The organism is Janibacter zhaoxuefangae (assembly GCF_050271985.1).
GTDB lineage: Bacteria > Actinomycetota > Actinomycetes > Actinomycetales > Dermatophilaceae.
The window spans coordinates 2225271-2250824 of the sequence record NZ_CP189849.1 but is presented as its reverse complement, the minus strand read 5'-3'; the positions used below and the strand labels follow the sequence as shown (position 1 = coordinate 2250824).

Genomic DNA, 25554 nt, shown 5'->3' with positions numbered 1-25554 from the left:
CCAGTGACTATTCGCGTGGCACTCGAGCACCGGACCCGCTATCAGTTCGCCCACCCGGTGAAGGTCTTCCCCCACACCGTACGGCTGAGGCCGGCGCCGCACTCGCGCACGCCGATCGACGCGTACTCGCTCACGGTGACGCCGCGGGAGCACTTCCTCAACTGGCAGCAGGACCCCTACGGCAACTGGCTCGCGCGCCTCGTCTTCCCCGAGCCCGTCTCGGAGCTGGAGATCACCGTCGGTGTCGTCGCCGACATGACGGTCATCAACCCCTTCGACTTCTTCGTCGAGGAGTACGCGCAGACCTTCCCCTTCACGTACCCGGAGGGGCTGCGCGCCGAACTCGACCCGTACCTCAAGCCGGTCGACGAGAGCGGCCCCGGCAGCGGTCCCGGCGGCCTCGTCACCCAGTGGCTCGCGGACCACCGCCCCACCGACGGTCTCCCGATCGTCGACTACCTCGTCGCGCTCAACCGCTCCGTTCAGCAGGACGTCAACTACACGGTCCGCCTCGAGACCGGCGTCCAGAGCCCCGACGAGACGCTCGCGGCCAACCTCGGGTCTTGCCGCGACAGTGCGTGGCTGCTCGTGTCCGTCCTGCGTCAGCTCGGCCTCGCCGCGCGCTTCGTCTCCGGCTACCTCGTGCAGCTGACGTCGGACCTGCCCGCCCTCCCGACCGCCGACGGCACCCCGGGCGCGGACGGCCCGGCCGAGGACTTCACCGATCTGCACGCGTGGGCCGAGGTCTACGTCCCGGGCGCCGGCTGGATCGGCCTCGACGCGACGTCCGGTCTCTTCGCCGGCGAGGGGCACATCCCGCTGTCCGCGACCCCGCACCCGAGTTCCGCCGCCCCCATCTCGGGCGCGACCGCGCCGGTCGAGGTCACCTTCGACTTCTCCAACACGGTCAGCCGCATCCACGAGGACGCGCGCGTCACCAAGCCCTACGACGAGGCTCAGTGGCAGGGCGTGGACGCCCTCGGTCACCACGTCGACGGTCTCCTGGAGGCGGGCGACGTCCGGCTCACCATGGGCGGCGAGCCGACCTTCGTCACGGCCGGCGACACCTCCTCGGCCCAGTGGGAGTCCGCCGCCGACGGCGACGAGAAGCGCGCCCTCGCCCGCGAGCTCGCCGGCCGCCTCAAGGCCCGCTGGGCGCCGCAGGGGATCATCCACCACGGGCAGGGCAAGTGGTACCCCGGCGAGCCGCTGCCGCGCTGGCAGATGCAGCTGACCTGGCGCGCCGACGGCCAGCCGCTGTGGACCCATCAGGACCTGTTGGACGACCCGTGGAGTGAAGGGGTCGACCCCACCTCCGCGGACGCCGAGGCGCTCGCGCGCGGCGTCGCCGCGCGCCTGGGTGTCCCCGACGACTTCTGCCGTCCCGCCTTCGAGGACCCGATCGCGGCCCTCTGGGAGGAGGCCCGCAAGCCCAGCGGTGAGGAGCGTCCGGAGGTCGACGTCGACCCGCGGGACGAGGAGCTGGCCCAGGCCAGTGCCCGCCGCGACAAGGTCGCCGCCTTCGACCGCGACCCGGGCGATCCGCGCGGGTGGGTCGTCCCGATCTTCCGCGACGAGGAGGCCGACGGGTGGGGGACCGCCCGCTGGCGCACTCGCCGCGAGCACCTCTTCCTCATGTCGGGCACGTCCCCGATGGGGCTGCGCCTGCCGCTGTCGTCCATCGCGTGGGGTGAGGCGCCCTACGAGCCGGACGTCTCCGCCTTCGCGCCTCGGCCGGACCTGCCGCCGGCGGCAGGGCTCCTCGCGGGCATCGGCCCCGCCGCGATCCGCGACATCGAGGACTCGCCGCGCACGGCCCTGGCCGTCGAGGTTCGCGACGGGCACCTCTTCGCCTTCATGCCGCCGATCTCCTCCCTCGACCACGCCCTGCAGCTCCTCGCCGCCGTCGAGGCCGCCGCGGCCGAGCACGGCCTGCGCGTCGTGCTCGAGGGCTACCCGTTGCCCGGCGACCCGCGGTTGACGTCGATGTCGGTCACGCCCGACCCCGGCGTCATCGAGGTCAACGTGCAGCCGACCTCGACGTGGGACGACCTGCGTGACCTGACGACCTCCCTCTTCGAGGACGCGCGCCAGACCCGCCTCGCGACGGAGAAGTTCGACGTCGACGGCACCCACACCGGCACCGGCGGCGGCAACCACATCACCCTCGGTGGCCCGCGCCCGCAGGACTCGCCGCTGCTGCGGCGGCCCGATCTGCTGCGCAGCCTCGTCACCTACTGGCAGAACCACCCCTCGCTGTCGTACGTCTTCTCCGGGCGGTTCATCGGCCCGACGAGCCAGTCGCCGCGCGTGGACGAAGGTCGGCACGAGACGCTCTACGAGCTCGAGATCGCCTTCGCGGAGTTGTCCCGGGTCACCGGCGCCAGCGACGAGCAGGTGGCCGCGGACATCGCCGCCGACAAGGACCGCGACGAGCCCTGGGAGGTCCGCCGCGAGCGGCACCAGACGTCCCAGCTGTGGCTCACCGACCGCCTCCTGCGTCACCTGCTGACGGACATCACCGGCAACACGCACCGCTCCGAGTTCTGCGTCGACAAGCTCTACAGCCCCGACTCCGACCGCGGCAGGCTCGGGCTGCTGGAGCTGCGCGGGTTCGAGATGCCGCCGCACCCGCAGATGGCCCTCGTCCAGGCACTGCTCGTGCGGACCCTCGTGGCCCGCTTCTGGGACGAGCCCTACGAGGCGCCGCTGGTGCGGTGGGGGACCAAACTGCACGACCGGTTCCTGCTGCCCGCCTTCGCCGCCGCCGACCTGCGCGAGGTCGTCGACGAGCTCAACGAGTGGCTGCGCGGCACCGGGCCCGGCGCGCCGCAGTTCGACCGCGACTGGCTCGAGCCGTTCCTCGAGTTCCGCTTCCCGCGCCTGGGCGAGACCGACGTCGCCGGCGTCCACCTCGAGCTGCGCCAGGCCGTCGAGCCGTGGCACGTCCTCGGCGAGGAGGTCCGCCAGTCCGGCACGTCGCGCTACGTCGACTCCTCCGTCGAGAAGGTCCAGGTGGCCGCGTCCGGTCTCGTCGCCGGGCGGCACGTCGTCACCTGCAACGGGGTTCCGCTGCCGATGACGGCCGCCGTCGGCACCGGCTGGGGGACCGGTGTGCCGGACGGCGCGGTCGGCGACAACGTCATGGTCGCCGGCGTGCGTTACCGCGCGTGGGCGCCGCCGTCGGCGCTGCACCCGACGATCGGCGTGCACTCCCCACTCGTCTTCGACGTCGTCGACACGTGGAACCAGCGCTCCCTGGGCGGTTTCACCTACCACGTCGTCCACCCGGGCGGGCGCTCGTACGAGGACTACCCGGTCAACGCCGCGGCCGCCGAGACCCGCCGCGGTTCCCGCTTCCACCGGATCGGGCACAGCACGGGGAAGGTCGACCTGTCGGTCTCCCCGCACGCCGCCGGACCGGCCGGCGGCGGCGAGTACCCGTGCACGGTCGACCTTCGGCGCTACTCCGCAGGGCACCGCTGACGCAGCGGTTCAGCCTCGCCCGGCCCCGGCGGCCGGGCGGGCTGGCCGGTGGGTGGGCGTTGACGGATCAGCGACCCGTCAGACGGGGCGCACCACGAGCACGACGGGGTGCGACGCGATCCGGGTCAGCACGAGGGTGACGCTGCCCGCGGCCTCGTCCTGGACGGCCTGCGTCGACGTGACGTGGCGGCCGCTCGAGCGCTTCCGGCCGAGCCGCAGCTGCGCACGCAGGGCGTCGGGGTCGATGCTCACGCCGCGCTTCTTGATGGTCACGTCGGTGACGTCGCGATCGCGCAGCCACTGCCGCAGCCCCTTCACCGAGTAGGCCATGGCCTCCTCGACCGCGAAACGCTTGGCGAAGGGGAGGTCGAGCGCCTCGTCGGAGGTGACGTAACCGACGCCCGGGTCGAGCTCGCGGCCCGACGTCCGTGCGGTCACGGCGCCGACGAGGCCGGCGCGCAGGACCGCCTTGTCCGGCTCGTAGAGCCACCGGCCCAGAGCGGACGGGCCGGGCACCCACGTCACCGGTTCCGTGTCGGCCTCGGTGACGTGCACGGGCGACGCGCCCGCGCGCAGCACCTGGGCAGTGCGCCCGTGGGTGCGGGCCAGCGGCCCCCACCAGATGGCGCATTCGAGGACCTCGCCGGACCACGACGTCCATTGGGCCTCGGCGTCGGCCGGCACGGCGCCGTGGGGGAAGGAGGGGCTCAGCTTCGCGCCGGTCGCGGGCACCTCCTTCGCCATGGCCTGCACGACGTCCCACGACGGGGAGATCTGGGACAGGGAGAAGACGCGCTTGGTGCGGCCGGTGATGTCGGCGACGCCGGTCGTCCGGCGGGCGGGGTCGAACCAGACGCCGACGCGCGAGCGCGCCGCATCGGGTGGGGGAGCGAAGGTCGCGGCGTCGCCGACGTGGGCGCGCGAGTCGGGCCAGGGGCGGAGGTTGGTGTCCGCGATGGCGGCCGTGACGGGGTCGAGGTCGAGCGCGGCGACGGTGATGCCGAGGGTCGAGAGGACCATGGCGTCGGCCCCGATCCCGCAGCCGAGGTCGTGCACCGTGGCGAGGCTCTGGGCGCGGTAGCGCCCGGCGTGGGCCGCGGCGACCTCGAGCCGGGTCGCCTGCTCGAGCCCGTCGGGGGTGAAGAGCATGCCGTCGGCGAACTCACCGAACTTGGCGCGGGCGCGGACCCGCAGCCGCTTCTGGGTCAGGGCGGCCCCGGCCTGCTCGGGGGTGAGGCCGCGCTCGCGGAGAGCGAGCGAGGTGGTCATGACGTCCGCGTCGCGGTACTCCGGCAGCTCCCGCAGGACGGCCTGACCGTCGGGCGAGGAGAGCCAACGCACGGTCTGGATGTCCACGTCGGCATTCTCCCTCACGCGGGCCGGCTGGTCCTCGCGGGTCGGGGAGGGGAGCAGCCGGCGGCGGTGTTCGCCCACAGCGTTCGAGATTCATTGGCACTCAGGTTGACCGAGTGCCAGCCGTCGACCTAGATTCAGTACTGGCACTCGTCACAGGTGAGTGCCAGCGCAGCAAAGGTCACGACCCCCGCGACGGCGTGGCCCCGACGCGCACGACAGACATCTTGCTCACCCACATCACGAAGGAGTCATCGTGTCGGTTTCCATCAAGCCGCTCGAGGACCGCATCGTCGTCAAGTCGCTCGAGGCCGAGCAGACGACGGCGTCCGGTCTGGTCATCCCGGACACGGCCAAGGAGAAGCCCCAGGAGGGCGAGGTCGTGGCAGTCGGCCCCGGTCGCTTCGACGGCGACGACCGCGTGCCCATGGACATTTCCGTCGGCGACCGCGTCATCTACAGCAAGTACGGCGGCACCGAGATCAAGCACGGCGGCCAGGAGTTCCTCATCCTGTCCTCGCGTGACGTCCTCGCCATCATCGGCTGACCGACGCTCGCTCGCTTCACCTTGACGCCCCGGTGCGGGCCCGCACTGGGCTCCCCGGGGCGTCCCCCTTTCCCGATTCACCTGCACCAGACAAAGGACTGACATGGCCAAGGAACTGGAGTTCAACGACTCCGCCCGCGACGCGCTGCAGCGCGGCGTCGACGCCCTCGCCAACGCTGTCAAGGTGACGCTCGGCCCCAAGGGCCGCAACGTCGTCATCGACAAGCAGTGGGGCGCCCCCACCATCACCAACGACGGCGTGACCATCGCCCGCGAGGTCGAGCTCGAGGACGCCTACGAGAACATGGGCGCCCAGCTGGCGAAGGAGGTCGCCACCAAGACGAACGACGTCGCCGGTGACGGCACCACGACCGCGACGGTGCTCGCCCAGGCCATGGTCAAGGAGGGCCTGCGCAACGTCGCCGCCGGCGCCGCCCCGTCCGGGCTCAAGCGCGGTATCGACAAGGCCGTCGAGGCCGTGTCCGAGCGCCTCCTCGCGAACGCCCGTGAGGTCGACGGCAAGTCCGAGATCGCCCAGGTCGCCTCCCTCTCCGCCCAGGACGAGACGATCGGCGCCACCATCGCCGACGCGTTCGACAAGGTCGGCAAGGACGGCGTCATCACCGTCGAGGAGTCCTCGACCGCCGAGACCGCGCTCGAGTTCACCGAGGGCATGCAGTTCGACAAGGGCTACATCTCGCCCTACTTCGTCTCCGACCCGGAGCGCATGGAGGCCGTCCTCGAGGACGCCTACGTGCTCATCAACCAGGGCAAGATCTCCGCGATCGCCGACGTCCTGCCGGTCCTGGAGAAGGTCGTCCAGTCGGGCAAGCCGCTGGTCATCATCGCCGAGGACATCGAGGGCGAGGCTCTCTCCACGCTCGTCGTCAACAAGATCCGCGGCACGTTCAACGTCGTCGCGGTCAAGGCTCCCGGCTTCGGCGACCGCCGCAAGGCCATGCTCCAGGACATCGCGATCCTGACCGGCGGCCAGGTCGTCGCCGAGGAGGTCGGCCTCAAGCTCGACCAGATCGGTCTCGACGACCTCGGTACGGCTCGTCGCGTCGTCGTCACGAAGGACAACACGACGATCATCGACGGTCAGGGCGACCCGGCCGCCGTCGAGGGCCGCGTCGGCCAGCTCAAGGCCGAGATCGAGCGCACGGACTCCGACTGGGACCGCGAGAAGCTCCAGGAGCGCCTCGCCAAGCTCGCCGGTGGCGTCTGCGTCATCAAGGTCGGCGCCCACACGGAGGTCGAGCTCAAGGAGAAGAAGCACCGCATCGAGGACGCGATCTCCGCGACGCGCGCCGCGATCGAGGAGGGCATCGTCGCCGGCGGTGGCTCCGCGCTCGTGCACGCCGTCTCCGCCATCGACGACCTCGCGCTCGAGGGCGACGAGGCGACCGGTGCCAACATCGTGCGCAAGGCCGCGGCCGAGCCGCTCCGCTGGATCGCCGAGAACGCCGGTCTCGAGGGCTACGTCGCCGTCTCCAAGGTCGGCGAGATGACCCCGGGCAACGGCCTCAACGCCGCCACGGGCGAGTACGGCGACCTCATCGGCGCCGGTGTCATCGACCCGGTCAAGGTCACCCGCTCGGCGCTGCGCAACGCCGCGTCGATCGCGTCGATGGTCCTGACGACCGACGTGCTCGTCGTCGACAAGAAGGAAGAGCAGGCGGCCGACGCCGGCCACGGTCACGGCCACAGCCACTGACCCCAGCTCGACCCGCGAAGGGGGCGGCGCACCGATCACGGTGCGTCGCCCCCTTCCGCATGTGGTGGGACAGGCCACTACCACGAACCAACAGAAACAAATGTGGGAATCTCTTTACTTCTGTGTGAACGGGTGGTTTCATGGTCGTTGCTCGGCGAGGTGCCGAGTCCACGGACAAGGGAGTCCCCATGTACGCAGCGGAGCGGCAACAGCGCATCATCGACCTGGCCCGACGGGACGGCCGGGTCGAGGTGGCGGCACTCGCCGGTGACCTCGACGTCACGGCCGAGACCGTGCGCCGGGACCTGACCGCACTGGAGCGGCGCGGTGCGCTGCGACGGGTGCATGGCGGAGCGATCCCCGTCGAACGACTCGAGGTCGAGCCCACGCTCGCGACCCGGGTGAGCCGACACAACGAGGCCAAGCGCCGCATCGCGGCGCGCGCCCTCGACGAACTCCCCACCGGTGGCAGCGTCATCCTCGACGCCGGCACGACCACGCTGGCCCTGGCCGAGATGCTGCCTCCGGACCTCGACCTCACCGTCCTGACCAACAGCCTCGTCACGGCGTCGGTGCTCACGACCCACCCGGGCATCTCGCTCTACCTGCTCGGCGGCCGGGTCCGCGGTGAGACCGGCGCTGCGGTCGGCGAATGGGCGACCAGCGCCCTCGCCGACGTCGTCGTCGACGTCGCCTTCATCGGGACGAACGGCTTCTCCGCCGCGCGCGGCCTGACCACCCCCGACCAGAGCGAGGCCCTCGCGAAGCGCGCCATGGTCACCGCGGCGCGCCGGACGGTGCTCCTCAGCGATTCGACGAAGGCGGGTGACGCCCACCTGCACCGGTTCGCCGACCTGGCGGACATCGACCTCGTCATCACCGACACGGAGTTGGACGACGAGGTCGCCACCGAGATCCGTGCCGCCGGCTCCGAGGTCGTGACCGCATGATCATCACGCTCACGCCGAACCCCAGCGTCGACCGAGCCATCGTCATCGACGACCTGCGCCGCGGCGAGGTGCACCGGGCCACGAGCAGCCGGATCGATCCCGGCGGCAAGGGCATCAACGTCTCCCGCGCACTGACGGCCCAGGGCGGCGAGACGCTCGCCGTCATGCCGCTCGGCGGGGCCGAGGGACACCTCCTCGGGGACCTGCTGGACCAGGCGGGCGTGGCGCACGGGGCCGTCGAGGTCGCGGGGTCCGTCCGGATGAACATCAGCGTGCTCGAGCCGGACGGCACGACGACCAAGCTCAACGAGCCGGGACCCGAGCTGTCGCCCGCCGAGGTCGACGCGCTGCTGACCGCCACCCTGGACCGCGCCGACACCGCCGACTGGATCGTCGGGTGCGGCAGCCTCCCGCCGGGGGTGCCGACAGACCTCTACGCGACCCTGGTGACCCGGCTCCGTGACCGCGGTGGCCGGGTGGCGATCGACACGTCCGGCGCGCCCATGGCCGCCGCGGTGGCCGCCCGCCCGCACCTCATCAAGCCCAACCACGAGGAGTTCGCCGAGCTCGTCGGTCGCGACCTGCCGACCATGGGTGACGTCCGCGACGCCGCCCGCGAGCTGGTTGCCGACGGCATCGAGATCGTCGCCGTCAGCCTCGGCGGCGACGGCGCCCTGCTCGTCACCGCGGAGGACACCGTCCACGCCCGGGCGACGATCGAGCGCCCCCTGTCCACCGTGGGCGCGGGCGACTGCATGCTCGCCGGCCTCCTGCACGGCCTGACCCTCGGTCAGCCGGCGGCCGAGGCGTTGCGCACCGGCGTCCTCTGGGGCGCCGCCGCGGTCACCCTGCCCGGCAGCCTCGTGCCCTCACCCGCGGACCTGCGTGGGATCACCGTCCACGTCACCCGCGACCCCGACCTTCGCACCGTCCTGTCTCACTGAGCCCCACCCGAAAGGAACAATGATGTCCCTCATCACCGCAGAGCAGGTCGTCCTCGACCTGACCGGCGCCGACCGCCACGAGGCGACCCGCGCCCTCGCCGAGCGCCTCGTCGCCACGGGCCGCTGCACCGACCTCGAGGCCTTCCTCACCGACGTCCGCACCCGTGAGGAGACGATGGCCACGGGCCTGCCCGGCGGGATCGGCATCCCGCACGCCCGCAGCGCCGCGATCACCGAGCCGTCGCTCGTCTTCGGTCGCACCGGCGACGGCATCGACTGGGGTGCGAAGGACGGCCCGGCCAACCTCATCTTCCTCATCGCGGCCCCTGAGGGTGGCGGGGACGCGCACATGCAGATGCTCCCGAAGCTCGCGCGGGCGCTCATGAAGAAGGACTTCAAGGCGGCCCTCGCCGCAGCCACGACCGAGGCCGAGGTCGTCGACCTTGTCAACGAGCAGGTGCACCTTGACGCGCCGGCCGCGCCGGCCGCGCCGGCCGCGCCGGCCGCGCCGGCCGCTCCGGCCGCGCCGGCCGCGGCTGCCCCGGCGGCAGCCACTGCGGCTCCGGTTGCCGCCACGGCCACGGCCACGGCCACTGGGGCCACGGCTGCTCCGGCTCCGGCGGTCGCCGTCTCGGCTCCCGCTGAGGCCGAGACCGCCCGCGCCCTGCGCCTGGTCGGCGTCACGTCCTGCCCGACCGGGATCGCCCACACCTACATGGCGGCCGAGGCGCTCGAGATCGCCGCGAGGAACGCCGGCCACACGATGCTCGTCGAGACCCAGGGCTCGGCCGGCTCCAAGCCGCTCAGCGCCGCCGACATCGCCGCCGCCGACGCGGTGATCTTCGCGCACGACCTGCCGGTCAGGGACGCTGCGCGCTTCGCCGGGAAGCCGACCGTGGACGTCGGTGTCAAGAAGGGCATCTCCGACGGCCCCGCGCTCATCACCCGGGCCGAGGAGCTCGCCCGGGAGTGGGCGGCCGACCCCAGCAAGGCCCGGGCGGCTGCCGCCGCTCCCGCCGGCGGCCTCGTCTCCAAGGTCGAGGACGATGCCTCCACGGCGACCAAGGTCCGACAGTGGCTGATGACGGGCGTGTCCTACATGATCCCCTTCGTCGCTGCCGGTGGCATCCTCATCGCCCTGTCCTTCATGCTCGCCCAGGTCGCCCTCGGCGAGCAGGGCGCCATCGAGATCACGAAGTACGGCCTGACGGCCGAGGGCAACTACAACATCGCCCAGAACTTCAACCCGGTCAGCCTCACGTCATGGGCGGCGCTCCTCTTCGTCATCGGCGGCGCCTCCTTCGGGTTCCTCGTGCCGATCCTCTCCGGCTTCATCGCCTTCGCCATCGCCGACCGGCCCGGCCTCGTCCCCGGCATCGTCGGCGGCTCGGTGGCCGCGACGATGGGTGCGGGCTTCCTCGGTGGTCTCGCGACCGGTCTGATCGGCGGCTTCATCGCCCGGTGGGTCTCCGGCTGGAAGGTCGCCAAGGGCGTGCGCGGCGTCATGCCCGTCGTCGTCATCCCGCTCGTCAGCTCGCTGCTCACGATCGGTCTCTTCATCACGGTCCTCGGTCGCCCGATCACCGCGCTCACCAACGGCCTCAACGACTGGCTCACCGGCATGACCGGTGCCAGCGTCATCCTGCTCGGCCTCATCCTCGGCGCCATGATGGGCTTCGACCTCGGTGGCCCGGTCAACAAGGTCGCCTACGCCTTCGCGACGACCGGCCTGGCCGCTGCCGGGACGGCCGCCGATGCACCGCAGCTGAAGATCATGGCGGCCGTCATGGCCGCCGGCATGGTCGCCCCGCTCGCCATGGCTCTCGCGACGACCGTCCGCCCCGCGCTCTTCTCCGAGCCCGAGCGCGAGAACGGCAAGGCTGCCTGGCTGCTCGGCCTCTCGTTCATCTCGGAGGGGGCCATCCCCTTCGCGGCGGCCGACCCCGTCCGCATCATGGCCAGCTCCGTCGTCGGCTCCGCCGTGACCGGTGCGCTGGCGATGTGGTTCGGCGCGACGCTGCGCGCTCCGCACGGTGGCATCTGGGTGCTGCCGCTCATCGGCAACTTCCTGCTCTTCCTGCTCGCGCTCGTCGTCGGGGTCCTCGTGATGGCCTCTCTCGTCGTCGTGCTCAAGTCGCGCGACCAGGCTCGGGAAGTCATCGAGGCCACGGCCACCGTCTGAGCCCCCTCACGTACCCGGGTGCCCTAGCGTCAGCAGGAGACCCACGACGCGGGGGGTCGTGTCCTCGGCCCCCCGCGTCAGCACCACCCGCATGACCACTCAAACTCCCTGAAGGAGATCCACATGGCAACTCGCACCGTCACCATCGCCTCCTCCGTCGGCCTGCACGCCCGGCCCGCGGCCCTCTTCGTCGAAGCCGCCGAGCAGAGCGGACTCGACGTCGAGATCGGCCGCCCCGGCGAGGAGGCCGTCGACGCGACCAGCGTCCTCGGCGTCATGGCCCTCGGGGCGACCTTCGGCGAGGAGGTCGTCCTCACGGCTGAGGGTGAGGGCGCCGACGCGGCCCTCGACGAGCTCGTCGCGCTCCTGTCCCGCGACCTCGACGCGGAGTAAGCGCCGTGGTCACCGACACGAAGTCCGGGGTCGGCGTCAGCGGCGGCACGGCCTACGGCCCGGTCGTGCAGGTCGCGCCGCCGGTCCGTCCCCCTGCCGACGAACCGGCTGCCGCCGACCCGGTCGCCGCGCTCGCCGATGTGCGGGCCGCCTTCGCGTCGGTCGCCACATCGCTCGAGGAGCGTGCGGAGTCGGTGGACGGCACCGCGCGCGAGATCCTCAAGGCCACGGCCCTCATGGCCAAGGACAAGGGGCTGGCGAAGGCGGCCGGCAAGCGGCTCGAGGCCGGTCGCGGGCCCGCCAACGCCATCAACGACGCCGTCGAGGAGTTCGCGGCGAAGTTCGAGAGCCTCGGCGGGTACTTCGCCGAGCGCGTCGTGGACCTCCGCGACGTCGGTGCCCGCGCTGTTGCGGCCGTCCTCGGCGTGCCCGCGCCGGGCGTCCCGCACTTCACGGTGCCGAGCATTCTCGTCGCCGAGGACCTGGCGCCTGCCGAGACGGCCACGCTCGACCGCGCTCTGGTGCTGGGGATCCTCACCCAGGCCGGCGGTCGCACGAGCCACACCGCGATCCTCGCCGCGCAGATGGGCATCCCGGCCGTCGTGCAGGTGTCGGATGCGACGTCGATCCCCGCGGGGACCGCAGTTGCACTCGACGGTGACAGCGGCGAGGTCACCATCGATCCCGACCCGGAACTCGTTGCGGCCCAACGCGCCCGGGCCGTGCGTCGGGCCGCCGCGCTGGCTACGCTCTCCGGGCCGGGCGTGACGAAGGACGGCACGCCCGTCGCGCTGCTCGCCAACATCGGTGGCGTCGACGACGCCGTCGCGGCCGGTGCGCTCGATCTCGAGGGGGTCGGGCTCTTCCGCACGGAGTTCGTCTTTCTCTCCTCGGAGACGGCGCCGACCGTCGAGGAACAGGTGGAGATCTACCGCGGCGTGTTCGCCCCCTTCGAGGGCCGTCGCGTCGTCGTCCGCACCCTCGACGCGGGCGCGGACAAGCCGCTCGCCTTCGCCGACCTCGGCCCCGAGGAGAACCCGGCACTGGGGCGGCGCGGCCTGCGCCTCTCCACGCGCCTGCCGGAGCTGCTGGACGCCCAACTCGAGGCCCTGGCCATCGCCGGACGCGAGACCGGCGCCGACGTCCGCGTCATGGCGCCGATGGTCGCGACCGTCGACGAGGCGCAGTGGTTCGCCGGCCGGGTCAAGGCGCACGGGCTGCCGAAGTCGGGCGTCATGATCGAGGTTCCGGCCGCCGCGCTGCGTGCCCGGCATGTCCTCGCCGAGGTCGACTTCGGCTCCCTCGGCACCAACGACCTGGCGCAGTACACGATGGCGGCCGACCGGATGCAGGGCGAGCTCTCGCACCTGCTCGACCCGTGGCAGCCGGCCGTCCTCGACGTCGTCGGCGCGGCCTGCGTCGGAGCGGCGGCGGTCGACCGGCCGATGGGGGTCTGCGGCGAGTCCGCCGGCGATCCGCTGCTGGCTCTGGTCCTCGCCGGACTCGGGGTGCAGAGCCTGTCGATGGCGCCGAGCAAGGTGCCGCTCGTCCGGCTGGCCCTGTCGCTGCACACCCTGGCGGAGTGCCAGGCCCTCACCGAGTTGGCATCGGCCGCTCGCACCCCCGCCGAGGCCATGGCCGCGGTCCGGGACGCCGCTCACCCCGAGCTGACCGAGCTGCTCTGATTCACCCCGTCCGGTTCACCCGAATGTGGGACCGCGGAGGTCCCACCCTCGGGTGGACGGGGGGAGTCGGGCGGTCAGTTCGTGAGGACCGTGAGAGCGATCGTCTCGGGCAGGGCGCGCAGCTGGGCGACCACATCGTCGGCCAGCGGCGCGGCGATGTCGGAGATGGCGTAGCCGTGCTCACCACGCGTCGAGAGCGACTGGCCCTCGATGTTGGCGCCAGCCTCGGCGAGGATCGAGTTGACCCGCGCGAGGACGCCGGGCACGTTCTGGTGCAGGTGGAGCACACGCACCCCGTCGGCGCGACGCTCGACCTGGACGTGCGGCATGTTGACCGACATGACCGTCGAGCCGGTCGTCGTGAAGTCGCGGATCTTGCCGGCGACGTAGCGACCGATGTCCTCCTGCGCCTCCTCCGTCGAGCCACCGACGTGCGGGGTCAGAATGACGTTGGGGATGCCCTGGAGGATCGACTCGAAGGGGTCGCCCGCCTTCTTCGGCTCCGTCGGGAAGACGTCGACGGCCGCCCCCGCGAGGTGGCCGCTGACGAGGTTGTCGCGCAGGGCCTCGAGGTCCACGACGAAGCCGCGGCTGAGGTTGAGGAAGAGCGAGCGGGGGCGCATCTTGGCGAACTGCTCGGCGCCGAAGTTGCCCGCGTTGCCGTCGCGCCCGTCGACGTGGAGCGTGATCGTCTCCGCCTTCTCGAGGAGCTCGTCGAGGGTGTCGCAGCGCTGCGCGTTGCCGAGCGCGAGCCGGTCGACGAGGTCGTAGAAGTAGACCTCCATGCCGAAGGCCTCGGCGACGACGGACAACTGGCTGCCGATGTTGCCGTAGCCGATGATGCCGAGCGTGCGGCCGCGGACCTCGTGGGCCCCCTTCGCCGACTTGTCCCAGATGCCGGCGTGCAGCGCGGCGTTCTTGTCGGTGAGGTGGCGGGCCATGGCGATGATCTCGGCCATGGCGAGCTCGACCACGCTGCGCGTGTTGGAGTAGGGGGCGTTGAAGGCGACCGTGCCGTTCTCGGCCGCGGCCGCGAGGTCGATCTGGTTCGTGCCGATGCAGAAGGCGCCGACGACCTGGAGCTCCGGACGCGCTTCGAAGACGGCCCGGGACACCGTGGTCTTGGACCGGATCCCGAGGACGGACACGCCCTCGAGGGCCTCGATCAGCTCGGCCTCGTCGAGCGCGCCGGTGCGCGTCTCGACATCGAAGCCGGCCGAGGTGAGCGACTCGACGGCGGTGGGGTGGATGTTTTCCAGCAGCAGTACCTTCACGCCCGTGAGTCTAGGAGCCGCGGGGCGCGAGCCCGACGGGCCGCCGGATGCCGGACAGCGCGGGCACTCGGCCCAGATCCGGGCGGGCGGGCTCAGCCGGCGTCGGTGACGACGCGGATCTGTTCGCCCGCGAGCTCCACGACCGTGCCCGGTCGGATCTGGGCGCCGCGTCGGGTCTCGACCGCGCCGTCGACGGTGACCTCGCCGAGTTCGATGAGGGACCGGGCCATGGCGCCGTCCTCGACGAGGCCGGCCAGCTTGAGGAGCTGTCCCAGGCGGATCATGTCGTCGCGGATCGGGACGTCCTGCGGGGTGCCGGCTGCGCTGTTCACGAGCCCAGCCTAGGGCCGTGCGCGGGTCAGCTCGCGCGCTGCGCGCCCTCACGCAGGGCCACGGCGGCCTCGCGCTCGTCCTCGGTCATGCCGCCCCAGACGCCGAAGGGCTCGCGGGTGACGATCGAGTGCTCGCGGCACTGGGTGAGGACCGGGCACGAGGCGCAGACCTCCTTGGCCGCGTTGTCGCGCATCCGGCGAGCGGAGCCCCGCTCGCCCTCGGGGTGGAAGAAGACCTCGGCGCCGGTGCGGCGGCAGGCGCCGTCGTACTGCCACTCCCACAGGTCGGCTACGGGTCCGGGAAGGCGGCTGATCTCGGCCATGGCTGGTCCCCTTGCAATGTCGTAGGCAGTCGTAGGCACCTGATCTCTTCAGGCGCATCTCGAACCTAGGTCGGGGTGGGTATGCCCGGATTCAGCCGAACTTAAAGACATGGTCAAGAACGGTTGCGAGTCGGGACGTCCCGTGCAGTGCGGCCCGTGGACAGGATGAGACAGGCGACGACAGGGCCGACGGCGAGCGAAGGGGCCCGCGCGCGGGCCCCGGGCCGGTCACGGCCCCCTTCGCGGCTGGCCTAGAATTGGGCAATGAGCGAAGCCCGTCCGGCCACCGTCCCCCACGACCCCTTCGCCAAGCTGGGTTTGACCTACGACGATGTCCTGCTCCTCCCGGGCGAGACCGACGTGATCCCCAGTGAGGTCGACACGACGTCGCGGCTGACCCGCGACATCTCCCTCAAGATCCCGCTCGTGTCCGCCGCCATGGACACCGTGACCGAGGCCCGGATGGCGATCGCCATGGCCCGTCAGGGCGGCATCGGGATCCTGCACCGCAACCTCTCGATCGAGGATCAGGCCTACCAGGTCGACCTCGTGAAGCGGACCCAGACGGGCCGGATCACCAACCCCATCACCATCGGCCCCGACGCGACCCTCGAGGAGCTCGACAAGCTCTGCGGCGAGTACCGCGTCTCCGGGCTGCCGGTCGTCGACGCCGACAACACCCTGATCGGCATGATCACCAACCGCGACCTGCGCTTCACCCCGGTCGCCGAGTGGGCGACGATGCGCGTGCGCGACGTCATGACGCCGATGCCGCTCATCACGGCGCCGCAGGACATCTCGCACGAGGACGCCACGGCGATCCTGCGTCAGCACAAGCGTGAGCGTCTGCCGCTCATCGACGCCGACGGGCGCCTCTCCGGCCTCATCACGGTCAAGGACTTCGTCAAGAGCGAGCAGTACCCCGACGCGAGCAAGGACGGCTCCGGCCGACTGCTCGTCGGTGCCGGAGTCGGCTACTTCGGCGAGGCGTGGGAGCGCGCGACGACCCTCATCGAGGCCGGCGTCGACGTCCTCGTCGTCGACACGGCCCACGGCCACGCCCGCCTCCTGCTCGACATGATCAAGCGACTCAAGGGCGACAGCGCCACCAACCACGTCCAGATCGTCGGCGGCAACGTCGCGACCCGCGAGGGCGCGCAGGCGCTCATCGACGCGGGTGTCGATGCCGTCAAGGTCGGCGTGGGTCCGGGCTCGATCTGCACGACCCGCGTCGTCGCCGGCATCGGGGTCCCGCAGGTCACGGCCATCCACGACGCGGCCCAGGCCTGTGGCCCCGCCGGCGTCCCGCTCATCGGCGACGGCGGTCTGCAGTACTCCGGTGACATCGCGAAGGCGCTCGTCGCCGGCGCCGACACCGTCATGCTCGGCTCGCTCCTGGCCGGCACCGAGGAGGCGCCGGGTGACCTCATGTTCATCAGCGGCAAGCAGTACAAGAGCTACCGCGGGATGGGCTCGCTCGGGGCGATGTCCTCGCGCGGCGGCCAGACGTCCTACTCCAAGGACCGCTACTTCCAGGCGGATGTCTCCAGCGACGACGAGCTCGTCCCCGAGGGCATCGAAGGTCGCGTGGCCTACCGCGGCGAGGTGGGGCGAGTGACGCACCAGCTCGTCGGCGGCCTGCACCAGTCGATGTTCTACGTGGGCGCCAGCACCGTGCCCGAGCTGAAGGAGCGCGGCCGGTTTGTGCGGATCACCTCCGCCGGTCTCAAGGAGAGCCACCCGCACGACGTCGTCGGCATCATCGAGGCGCCGAACTACTCCGGGCGTTGATCCGGTCGGCGCAGCCCGGCCGATAGGCTGACCCGGTGAACGAGATCGAGATCGGCCGAGGCAAGCGGGCACGCCGCGCCTACTCCTTCGACGACATCGCGGTGGTGCCCTCGCGGCGCACCCGCGACCCGCAGGAGGTGTCGTTGGCGTGGCAGATCGACGCCTACCACTTCGACATCCCGGTCATCGCGGCGCCGATGGACTCGGTGATGTCGCCGGCGAGCGCGATCACGCTCGGCAACCTCGGCGGCCTGCCCGTGCTCGACCTCGAGGGCCTGTGGACCCGTTACGAGGACCCGGAGCCGCTGCTCGCCGAGATCGCGACGCTCGACGCCGGTGAGGCCACGGCTCGCATGCAGGAGATCTACTCCGCCGAGATCCAGCCGGAACTCATCACCCAGCGGCTCCACGAGATCCGCGCGGCGGGCGTCACGGTCGCGGGCGCGCTCTCGCCGGGCCGCACCCAGCAGCACTGGAAGACGGTCGTCGACGCCGGCGTGGACCTCTTCGTCATCCGTGGCACGACCGTCTCGGCCGAGCACGTCTCGAGCCAGACGGAGCCGCTCAACCTCAAGCGCTTCATCTATGAGCTCGACGTCCCGGTCATCGTCGGCGGCGCCGCGTCCTACACGGCCGCGCTGCACCTCATGCGCACGGGCGCGGCCGGCGTCCTCGTCGGCTTCGGCGGGGGAGCGGCGCTGACGACGCGCCAGACCCTCGGCATCCACGCGCCGATGGCCTCCGCGGTGGCCGACGTCGCCGCAGCTCGCCGCGACTACCTCGACGAGTCCGGTGGGCGCTACGTGCACGTCATCGCCGACGGCGGGATGGGCGTCTCGGGTGACGTCGTCAAGGCCTTCGCGTGCGGCGCGGACGCCGTCATGCTCGGCGCCGCCCTGGCCCGGGCCAGCGACGCCCCCGGCCGCGGTCACCACTGGGGCCCCGAGGCGCACCACCGCGACCTTCCCCGCGGTGAGCGCGTCGCCGTCGGTGCCGTCGGGACGATGGACGAGGTCCTCTTCGGCCCCGGCCGCCAGGCCGACGGGGCGACGAACATCATGGGCGCCCTGCGCCGGGCCATGGCGACGACGGGCTACGTCGACCTCAAGGAACTGCAGCGCATCGAGGTTGTCGTGGCGCCGTACCACCACTCCTGACCGACCCCCTTCGCCCGCGTCGCCCGCGGTCGTCCCTCCCACGCCCCCCTCGCCCGCCGTCGTCCCTCCTGCCCCACGAGTATCGGGTCACCCGATATTCGCCGCGTTACCCGACTTCGCATGTCGGGTGAAGCGCGCCTTTGTCGGGTGAAGCACCCCACCGCCCCGCCAGCCCCGAGGAAGGGACCCCTGATGTCCAAAACTCGGGCGAAGGGGGGCCACAGCCTGCGAGGAATGGACACCTGATGTCCCAAACTCGGGCGGAAGGGGGCCACAGCCTGCGAGGAATGGACACCTGATGTCCCAAACTCGGCCGAGCCCAAACATCGGTCCGTGGAGGGGGCATGGCGCAGAAGTCGAGGGAGTCTTACTCTGCAGTAATGACCTCCTGGACCATTGCCGATCCGGAGCTGGATCAGACCGCCACGTACGCAGTCGACCCCGCTCGTGCCCGCCAGCTCGCACGCCGCGTGGTGGCCTCGCCGAACGCGCAGACGTTCACGCGGCACTCGCCGATGACGGGCGCGCCGCTGGCGGAGCTGCCGCTGTCGACCCCGGCGGACGTCACCGTCGCCGTCGAGCAGGCGCGCGCTGCGCAGAAGGCGTGGGCGCGCACCGACATCCGCGTCCGCCAGGAGATCCTCCTGCGCCTGCACGACCTCGTCCTCGACGCCCAAGTCGAGCTGCTCGACCTCGTCCAGCTCGAGGCGGGCAAGGCGCGCTGGCATGCCTTCGAGGAGGTGCTCGACGTCGCCCTGTGCTCGCGGCACTACGGTCGCTCGTCGGCCGGGTACCTCGCGCCCCAGCGCCGCGCGGGCGCCCTGCCGGTCATCACCCAGACCGTCGAGTCCCGTCGCCCCAAGGGCGTCGTGGGCGTCGTCTCCCCGTGGAACTACCCGCTCAGCCTGGCGATCACCGACGCCCTCCCGGCGCTCATGGCCGGCAACGCCGTCGTCCTGCGCCCCGACATGCAGGGCTCCCTCTGCGCCCTCGCCGGCCTCGAACTGCTCGACCGTGCGGGCCTGCCCGACGGCGTGCTCCAGGTCGTCCTCGGTGAGGGCAGCGACGTCGGCCAGGCCGTCGTCGACCAGACCGACTACGTCTGTTACACCGGCTCGACCCCGACCGGCCGTCGCGTCGCCGAGTCCGTCGCCAAGCGCCTCGTGGGCTACAGCCTCGAGCTCGGTGGCAAGAACAGCCTCTACGTCGCCGAGGACGCCGACCTCGCGAAGACGGTCGACGGCGCGGTGCGCTGCTCCTTCGCCTCCGCCGGTCAGCTGTGCATCTCGGCCGAGCGGATCATCGTGCACGAGAAGGTGGCCGAGGAGTTCACCGCCCGCTTCGTGGCGGCCGTCGACGCCCTCAAGGTCGGCACGGAGCTCGCCTTCGGCACCGACGTGGGCAGCCTCGTCTCGCAGACCCAGCTGGACCGCGTCACCGCCCACGTGGAGGACGCCCGGGCCAAGGGCGCCCGCGTCCTCAGCGGCGGCCGCCACCGGCCCGACCTGGGACCCTTCGTCTTCGAGCCGACGGTCCTCGAGGGCGTTACGCCGGACATGGCCTGCCGCAATGAGGAGACCTTCGGCCCGGTCGTGTCGATCTACCGCGTCGGCAGCGACGAAGAGGCGATCGCACTCGCCAACGACACCGAGTACGGGCTGAACGCGTCCGTGTGGACCCGCTCGGTCTCTCGCGGCCGCGACATCGCGTCCAGGATCCGCACCGGCACGGTCAACATCAATGAGGCCTACGGTGCGACCTGGGCCAGCATGGGCGCCCCGATGGGCGGCATGAAGAACTCGGGCATCGGCCGCCGCCACGGCGCCGAGGGCATCCTCAAGTACACCGAGGCACAGACCGTCAGCGCGCAGTACCTCATGCCCGTCATCCCGACGCTCGGCCTGGCACCGGACAAGGCGGCGAAGGCGCTCACGACCGGCCTTCGCGTCCTCAAGGCGCTGGGCGCCAAGTGACGGCGGCCCCCCGGACGGCCACCCCCACCGAGCGAGGACCGGAGCCCGACGTCGATGTCGTCGTCGTGGGTTCCGGGTTCGGCGGCTCGGTCGCGGCCCTGCGCCTGAGCGAGAAGGGCTATCGCGTCCACGTCATCGAGGCCGGTCGCCGCTTCGAGGACGAGGATTTCGCCAAGACGTCGTGGGACCTGCGCCGCTTCCTCTGGGCGCCGTTCCTCGGCTGCTACGGCGTGCAGCGCATCCACAAACTGCCGGACGTGCTCGTCCTCGCCGGCGCCGGCGTCGGCGGTGGGTCGCTCAACTACGCCAACACCCTCTACGTCCCCCCGGCCCCGTACTTCCAGGACCGGCAGTGGGGCCACATCACCGACTGGCAGGACGAGCTCGCCCCGCACTACGACGTGGCCCAGTCCATGCTCGGCGTCGTCACGAACGAGTGCGAGGGGCCGGTCGAGGACATCATGCGCGGCGCCGCGCACGACATGGGCGTGCCCGAAACCTTCCGGAAGACGCCGGTCGGGGTCTTCTTCGGGATGCCCGGCGTGCGGACAGACGACCCGTATTTCGACGGCGACGGACCGGCACGCACGGGCTGCACCGAGTGCGGCAACTGCATGGTCGGCTGCCGCGTCGGGGCGAAGAACACGCTGCGGAAGAACTACCTCGCCTTTGCCGAACGCCTCGGCGCGACGATCGAGCCGCTGCGCACCGTCACCCGCGTCGGGATCGTCCCCGGCAGCGACCCGGACGCGCCCCTCTATCGGGTCCGCACCGAGCGCACGGACCGTCGGCGCGCCAAGGACCCGCGTGTCCTCACCGCCCGGCACGTCGTCGTCGCGGCCGGCACGTGGGGCACGCAGACGCTGCTGCACGCGATGAAGGCGGAAGGGGAGCTGCCGGGGCTGTCCGACCGGCTGGGCGAGCTGACGCGCACCAACTCCGAGGCACTCCTCGGCGCGATGACGGCGAAGGCGCCCACGGGCGTCGACCTCACGGAGGGTGTGGCGATCACCTCGTCCTTCCACCCGGACGGGGAGACGCACGTCGAGAACGTGCGTTACGGCAAGGGCTCGAACGCGATGGGCCTGTTGACCACCCTCCTCGTCCCGGGCGACACCGGGCAGCCGCGCCCGGTCGCCTTCGTCAAGGCGCTGGTCACCCAGCTTGACGCGCTCGGCGCCTGGTTCCCGCCGGCGCACCGCTTCAGCGAGAAGACGCTCATCGCCCTCGTCATGCAGACGCGCGACAACTCGATCACGGTCAGTTCCACGCGGTCGTGGTTCGGCCGGCGCCGGCTCACGTCGCGTCAGGGGCACGGGGAGCCGAACCCGACGTTCATCCCGGCGGGGCACGCGGCCGTCACGGCGATGGGTCGCCGCCTGTCCGAGGTGACGGGCCAGAAGGTCTTCCCCGGCGGTACGTGGACCGAGGTCGTGGACGTGCCGATGACGGCCCACTTCCTCGGCGGTGCGCCGATCTCGGATGCCCCGGAGTCGGGCGTCGTCGACCCGTATCACCGGGTGTGGGGTCATCCCGGGGTGCACGTCGTCGACGGTTCCGCGGTGTCCGCCAACCTCGGCGTGAACCCGTCGCTGACGATCACCGCGCAGGCCGAGCGCGCCTTCGCCCTGTGGCCCAACAAGGGCGAGGACGACCCTCGGCCGGCGCAGGGCGAGGCCTACGTGCGGCTGGCTCCCGTCGAGCCGGTGCGTCGCGGCGTGCGCCGCTTCACCCACGCGAGTGCCCGGCTGCGCAGCCACGCGGGCTGACGGCTGCGCGGACGGCGGGCGAAGGGGGCGGGCTCAGCGCTCGTCGCGCCACGATCGCCACAGGGCGGCGTAGTCACCCCCGGCGGCGATGAGTTCGTCGTGGGAGCCCAGCTCGACGATCCGACCCCCGTCGACGACCGCGACCCGGTCGGCGTCGTGGGCGGTGTGCAGCCGGTGGGCGATGGCGACGACGGTGCGGTCCTGCAGGACCGCGCCGAGCGACCGCTCGAGGTGGCGGGCCGCGCGCGGGTCGAGCAGCGACGTCGCCTCGTCGAGGACGAGGGTGTGTGGGTCGGCCAGCACGAGTCGGGCGAGCGCGAGCTGCTGCGATTGCGCCTCGGACAGGGCGTGGCCGCCGCTGCCGACGGCGGTGGCGAGTCCCTGCGGGAGCGCCTGCACCCATTCGGTCGCGTCCACCGCGGCGAGGGCCGCCCACAGGTCGGCCTCGCCCGCGTCGGGGCGCGCGAGCAGGAGGTTGTCCTCGAGGGAGCCCACGAAGACGTGGTGTTCCTGCGTCACGAGCGCGACCTCGCCACGCAGAAGGTCGAGTTCGAGATCGACGAGCGGGACGCCGCCGACGGTCACGGAGCCGGCGCCCGGCCCGTCGATGCCGGCAAGGAGGCGACCCAGGGTCGACTTCCCGGCGCCGGAGGGGCCGACGATGGCCAGCCGTTCGCGCGGGCGCAGGTCGAGGTCGACGCCATGCAGGACGTCGTGGCCGGGCCGGTAGGCGTAGCGCACCTCCCGGGCCGACAGCCGGTCGCCGTCCGGGACCTCGCCCGTCGCGGTGCGGTCGGGCGGGACCTCGCCGATGCCGATGATCCGGGCGACGCTCGTGGCGCCGACCTGGATCTCGTCGAGCCACGACACGAGTTCGTCGAGCGGGTCGACGATCTGGCGGCAGTAGAGGACGACGGCGACGGCGGCGCCGATGCTGACGCGCCCGTCGAGGACGAGCCAGCCGCCCCAGAGCAGTGCGACGGCCGACGGCAGGATGTAGCCGATCTCGACGGGGACGAACCACCGCAGGCGCAGCCCGAGGGTGTATCGCTCGGCGTTCCACGCGTTGCCGATGCGGTCGTCGAAGCGTCGCGCCCGCTCCCCGCCGAGGGCGAGTGCGTCGATCGTGCGGGCCCCCTCGACCGTCTCGACGGCCACGGAGTTGAGCTCGGCGTAGGACGCGCGCTCCCAGAGGTAGCCAGGCCCGGCCAGGCGCAGGTAGCGCCGCGTCGAGGGCACGATGAAGGGGAGCGCGACGAGGAAGGCGAGGCTCGCCAGCGGCGAGGTCCAGACGGCGGCGGCGAGGGTCAGCACGACGCTGACGACGGCGACGACGAGCGACGGGAGCCCGAAGCGGGCGACGTAGGAGAGCGACTCGACGTCGTTCGTCGTGCGCGCGACGAGGTCGCCGGTGCCCGCGCGCTCGAGCGTCGACAGGGGGAGCCGGACGGCGCGACGGATGAACTGCTCGCGCAGGTCGGCGAAGAGGGCCTCGCCGAAGATGAAGGAGGCCCGGCGGGCGGCCCAGGTCAGCGCCGTCTGGGTGATGACGACGGCGGTGAGCGCCAGGGCATACCGATCGACGGTGCCGACGCCCGTCCCACCGGTGACGGCGTCGATGAGCCGGCCGACGAGGGCTGGGGCGGCGAGCCCCACCCCGGCGGCGAGGCAGTGCAGGACGAGGACGACCGCGAGGTCACGACGGCGCTCGCGCAGGAGGCCGCGGGTGTAGGCGACGACGGCGGGGCGATCGGCGACGGGCAGGGTCCGGCGCGTGGCGTCGGTGGGCGGTGTCAGGGGCATCAGTCGGCCTCTCCGCGCACGACGATGGCCCGGTAGGCGGGCTCGTCACGCAGGAGTTGGTGGTGGGTGCCCGTCGCCGCGAGGCGGCCGTCGACGAGCAGGTGGACCTCGTCGGCCGTGTCGAGCAGGAGCGGGCTCGCGGTGGCGACGACGGTGGTGCGGCCGCGGCGATGCTCGGCGAGGCGATCGGCGATCCGGGCCTCGGTGTGGGCGTCGACGGCGCTCGTCGGCTCGATGAGCAGGAGCACGTCGGCGTCGGTCAGCAGGGCCCGGGCGAGGGCGAGGCGTTGCCGTTGACCGCCGGAGAAGCTGCGGCCGCGCTCCTCGACGCGGGAGTCGAGCCCGTCGGGCAGCGCGTCCAGCACGTCGGCGGAGCTCGTCACGTCGAGGGCCTCGAGGAGACGCTCGTCGGGCAGGTCGCTGCCGCGGGTCAGCTCCGTCCGCAGCACGCCGGTGAAGAGGCGCGGGTCGGCCTCGCTGACGACGACCCGCGCGCGAAGGTCGGCCAGCGGGATGCTCGGCAGGGCCCGGCCGTCGAGCAGTGCCGGCTGCGCCGGGTCGACGCCGACCCGGCCGAGGCGCTCGAGCAGCGCGGCCGAGTCCTCTGGGCGGGCCGAGACGACGGCGTGCAGTCTGCCGGGGGCGAGGGCGAGGCCACTCGTCGGGTCGACGAGACCTCGGGAGGCGTTCGACGTCGTCGGGCCCGTGGGGAGGAGCAGGTGGTCGGGCTCGACGTGGAGGACGCGCAGGATCTTCACGGCGGCGATGCGGGCGCGGATGTACTTGTCGACCGCCTCGGTGACGGTGCGCAGCGGCATCGTGAGGAAGGTGGCGTAGCCGTAGAACGAGACGAGCTCGCCGGCGGAGAGGTCACCCGCGACGACCGAGCGCGCGCCGATCCACACGACGATGACGGCGAAGAGGCCGGGCAGCAGGACCTGGGCGGAGTCGAGCGCGGCCTGGACCCCGGCGACGCGCACGCCGGCCGCGCGGACGTCCTGTGACTGTCGTTCGTAGCGCGTCAGGAAGGTGTCCTCGCCGCCGATGCCGCGCAGGACGCGCAGGCCCTGGACGGTGTCGGTGCCGAGCGTCGTGAGGCGGCCGGCCTGCTCGCGCTGCTCCGTTTGTCGGCGGTGCAGCGGCCGCACGAGGCCCGCGAGAGTGAGGAGCAGGAGCGGGCCGCCGATGAGCACGACGAGGCCCGTGCGCAGGTCGGCGGTCAGCAGGAAGGCGGCCACGACGGCGTAACTCACGGCGGCGCCCGCGGCGCGCGCCGTCATGTCATAGAGCGAGCCGAGCCTGGTGACGTCGTTGGCGACGATGGCGACGACGTCGCCCGCGGGGATCGTGCGGGTCACGGCGGCACCGCGGTCGATGACGGCGCGGTCGACGATCTGGGCGGTGCGAAAGGTCGCCGACAGCCAGTTGTGGACGGCGAACCGGTGCCGCACGGCGCCCATGGTTCCGGCGACGACGGCCAGACCGACGACGGCCAGCGTCCACCGCACGAGGGCGCCGCGGTCGCCGTCGACGAGCCCGGCGTCGATGCCGCGGCCGAGGGCGGCTGGCAGCAGGGCGAGCGCGGTCATCCACACGATGCCGGCCACCGCGCCGGCGAGGAGGGTGCCCTTTTGGCGACCGGCCACCCAGAGGAGGAAGCGTCCGGGGGAGCGGGTGTCGGGGGCGCCGGGGTCGGCCAGGGGGAAGGTCGTCATCGCTGGCAAGAGTAGGCGGCACCCGTCGCCCCCTTCACCCGGGTTTTGGACATCAGGTGTCCCAAACTCGGGTTGCTGGGCCGTCTTCGCCCGGGTTTTGGGTATCAGGTGTCCCAAACTCGGGTCGCTGGGCCGTCTTCGCCCGAGTGTTGGGCCTCGG

The 25554-nt window shown here is 72.2% G+C and carries 18 protein-coding genes; 12 read left to right on the top strand and 6 right to left on the bottom strand.

Annotated elements, in window-relative coordinates; genetic code table 11:
• The first annotated feature begins 15 nt into the window (after nt 1-15).
• Entirely contained in the window at nt 16-3486 is a 3471-nt protein-coding gene (locus tag ACQBAS_RS10505) for a DUF2126 domain-containing protein (RefSeq protein ID WP_427383747.1), read from the top strand.
• Nucleotides 3487-3564: 78 nt separating this feature from the next.
• Here ACQBAS_RS10505 and ACQBAS_RS10500 read toward each other — a convergent pair whose 3' ends face one another.
• A complete protein-coding gene (locus ACQBAS_RS10500; RefSeq protein ID WP_427383746.1) occupies nt 3565-4842 on the bottom strand; it encodes a THUMP-like domain-containing protein in 1278 nt (425 codons plus the stop codon).
• A 253-nt stretch (nt 4843-5095) separates the two neighbouring features.
• On the opposite strand from ACQBAS_RS10500, the gene groES reads away from it, so the two are divergent.
• The 7 genes from groES to ptsP all read left to right on the top strand — a co-directional run bounded on the left by groES (nt 5096) and on the right by ptsP (nt 13257).
• On the top strand, nt 5096-5386 hold the full coding sequence (groES, locus tag ACQBAS_RS10495) for a co-chaperone GroES (protein ID WP_427383745.1): 291 nt from the start codon (nt 5096-5098) through the stop codon (nt 5384-5386).
• A 103-nt stretch (nt 5387-5489) separates the two neighbouring features.
• Nucleotides 5490-7103: a chaperonin GroEL gene (groL, locus tag ACQBAS_RS10490; RefSeq protein ID WP_427383744.1), complete on the top strand. Its 1614-nt coding sequence runs from the start codon at nt 5490-5492 to the stop codon at nt 7101-7103.
• A gap of 188 nt (nt 7104-7291) precedes the next feature.
• Entirely contained in the window at nt 7292-8053 is a 762-nt protein-coding gene (locus ACQBAS_RS10485) for a DeoR/GlpR family DNA-binding transcription regulator (protein WP_427383743.1), read from the top strand.
• Nucleotides 8050-8997 (top strand): 1-phosphofructokinase, encoded by a 948-nt coding sequence (gene pfkB, locus ACQBAS_RS10480; protein ID WP_427383742.1) that lies wholly within the window; start codon nt 8050-8052, stop codon nt 8995-8997. Before ACQBAS_RS10485 ends, pfkB begins: the two co-directional genes overlap by 4 nt.
• Nucleotides 8998-9019: 22 nt before the next feature.
• Nucleotides 9020-11179, top strand: a complete 2160-nt coding sequence (locus tag ACQBAS_RS10475) for a PTS fructose transporter subunit IIABC (protein WP_427383741.1) — start codon at nt 9020-9022, stop codon at nt 11177-11179.
• A 123-nt stretch (nt 11180-11302) separates the two neighbouring features.
• Entirely contained in the window at nt 11303-11572 is a 270-nt protein-coding gene (locus ACQBAS_RS10470) for an HPr family phosphocarrier protein (protein ID WP_427383740.1), read from the top strand.
• Between the two features lie 5 nt (nt 11573-11577).
• A complete protein-coding gene (gene ptsP / locus ACQBAS_RS10465; RefSeq protein WP_427383739.1) occupies nt 11578-13257 on the top strand; it encodes a phosphoenolpyruvate--protein phosphotransferase in 1680 nt (559 codons plus the stop codon).
• A gap of 74 nt (nt 13258-13331) precedes the next feature.
• On the opposite strand, the gene serA is transcribed toward ptsP, so the two are convergent.
• From serA to ACQBAS_RS10450, 3 genes are all read right to left on the bottom strand, one after another.
• The gene (serA, locus tag ACQBAS_RS10460; protein ID WP_427383738.1) at nt 13332-14531 is read right to left on the bottom strand and encodes a phosphoglycerate dehydrogenase; all 1200 of its coding nucleotides are present in this window, start codon (nt 14529-14531) and stop codon (nt 13332-13334) included.
• Between the two features lie 92 nt (nt 14532-14623).
• Entirely contained in the window at nt 14624-14815 is a 192-nt protein-coding gene (locus tag ACQBAS_RS10455) for an RNA-binding S4 domain-containing protein (protein ID WP_427385624.1), read from the bottom strand.
• A gap of 74 nt (nt 14816-14889) precedes the next feature.
• Nucleotides 14890-15186, bottom strand: coding sequence for a WhiB family transcriptional regulator (locus ACQBAS_RS10450; protein ID WP_427383736.1), 297 nt, complete (start codon nt 15184-15186; stop codon nt 14890-14892).
• Between the two features lie 264 nt (nt 15187-15450).
• Here ACQBAS_RS10450 and guaB point away from each other — a divergent pair, with 264 nt between their 5' ends.
• The 4 genes from guaB to ACQBAS_RS10430 all read left to right on the top strand — a co-directional run bounded on the left by guaB (nt 15451) and on the right by ACQBAS_RS10430 (nt 21876).
• Nucleotides 15451-16977: an IMP dehydrogenase gene (gene guaB, locus ACQBAS_RS10445; protein ID WP_427383735.1), complete on the top strand. Its 1527-nt coding sequence runs from the start codon at nt 15451-15453 to the stop codon at nt 16975-16977.
• A gap of 35 nt (nt 16978-17012) precedes the next feature.
• Nucleotides 17013-18134, top strand: coding sequence for a GuaB3 family IMP dehydrogenase-related protein (locus tag ACQBAS_RS10440; protein WP_427383734.1), 1122 nt, complete (start codon nt 17013-17015; stop codon nt 18132-18134).
• A gap of 380 nt (nt 18135-18514) precedes the next feature.
• The gene (locus tag ACQBAS_RS10435) at nt 18515-20107 is read left to right on the top strand and encodes a succinic semialdehyde dehydrogenase (RefSeq protein ID WP_427383733.1); all 1593 of its coding nucleotides are present in this window, start codon (nt 18515-18517) and stop codon (nt 20105-20107) included.
• A complete protein-coding gene (locus ACQBAS_RS10430; protein ID WP_427383732.1) occupies nt 20104-21876 on the top strand; it encodes a GMC oxidoreductase in 1773 nt (590 codons plus the stop codon). Before ACQBAS_RS10435 ends, ACQBAS_RS10430 begins: the two co-directional genes overlap by 4 nt.
• A 33-nt stretch (nt 21877-21909) precedes the next feature.
• On the opposite strand, the gene ACQBAS_RS10425 is transcribed toward ACQBAS_RS10430, so the two are convergent.
• Together ACQBAS_RS10425 and ACQBAS_RS10420 are read right to left on the bottom strand one after the other, a co-directional pair.
• Nucleotides 21910-23679, bottom strand: a complete 1770-nt coding sequence (locus ACQBAS_RS10425) for an ABC transporter ATP-binding protein (protein ID WP_427383731.1) — start codon at nt 23677-23679, stop codon at nt 21910-21912.
• The gene (locus ACQBAS_RS10420) at nt 23679-25394 is read right to left on the bottom strand and encodes an ABC transporter transmembrane domain-containing protein (RefSeq protein WP_427383730.1); all 1716 of its coding nucleotides are present in this window, start codon (nt 25392-25394) and stop codon (nt 23679-23681) included. Before ACQBAS_RS10420 ends, ACQBAS_RS10425 begins: the two co-directional genes overlap by 1 nt.
• Between the last annotated feature and the right edge of the window lie 160 nt (nt 25395-25554).

Bases quoted from the DNA above. Each gene is read 5' to 3' on its own strand.
- ACQBAS_RS10450 (WP_427383736.1), bottom strand. From the start codon at position 15,186: ATGGCCGAGATCAGCCGCCTTCCCGGACCCGTAGCCGACCTGTGGGAG.
- ACQBAS_RS10425 (WP_427383731.1), bottom strand. From the start codon at position 23,679: ATGCCCCTGACACCGCCCACCGACGCCACGCGCCGGACCCTGCCCGTC.
- pfkB (WP_427383742.1), top strand. From the start codon at position 8,050: ATGATCATCACGCTCACGCCGAACCCCAGCGTCGACCGAGCCATCGTC.
- ACQBAS_RS10455 (WP_427385624.1), bottom strand. From the start codon at position 14,815: ATGATCCGCCTGGGACAGCTCCTCAAGCTGGCCGGCCTCGTCGAGGAC.
- ACQBAS_RS10485 (WP_427383743.1), top strand. From the start codon at position 7,292: ATGTACGCAGCGGAGCGGCAACAGCGCATCATCGACCTGGCCCGACGG.
- ACQBAS_RS10420 (WP_427383730.1), bottom strand. From the start codon at position 25,394: ATGACGACCTTCCCCCTGGCCGACCCCGGCGCCCCCGACACCCGCTCC.
- ACQBAS_RS10470 (WP_427383740.1), top strand. From the start codon at position 11,303: ATGGCAACTCGCACCGTCACCATCGCCTCCTCCGTCGGCCTGCACGCC.
- ACQBAS_RS10475 (WP_427383741.1), top strand. From the start codon at position 9,020: ATGTCCCTCATCACCGCAGAGCAGGTCGTCCTCGACCTGACCGGCGCC.
- ACQBAS_RS10435 (WP_427383733.1), top strand. From the start codon at position 18,515: ATGACCTCCTGGACCATTGCCGATCCGGAGCTGGATCAGACCGCCACG.
- groL (WP_427383744.1), top strand. From the start codon at position 5,490: ATGGCCAAGGAACTGGAGTTCAACGACTCCGCCCGCGACGCGCTGCAG.
- guaB (WP_427383735.1), top strand. From the start codon at position 15,451: ATGAGCGAAGCCCGTCCGGCCACCGTCCCCCACGACCCCTTCGCCAAG.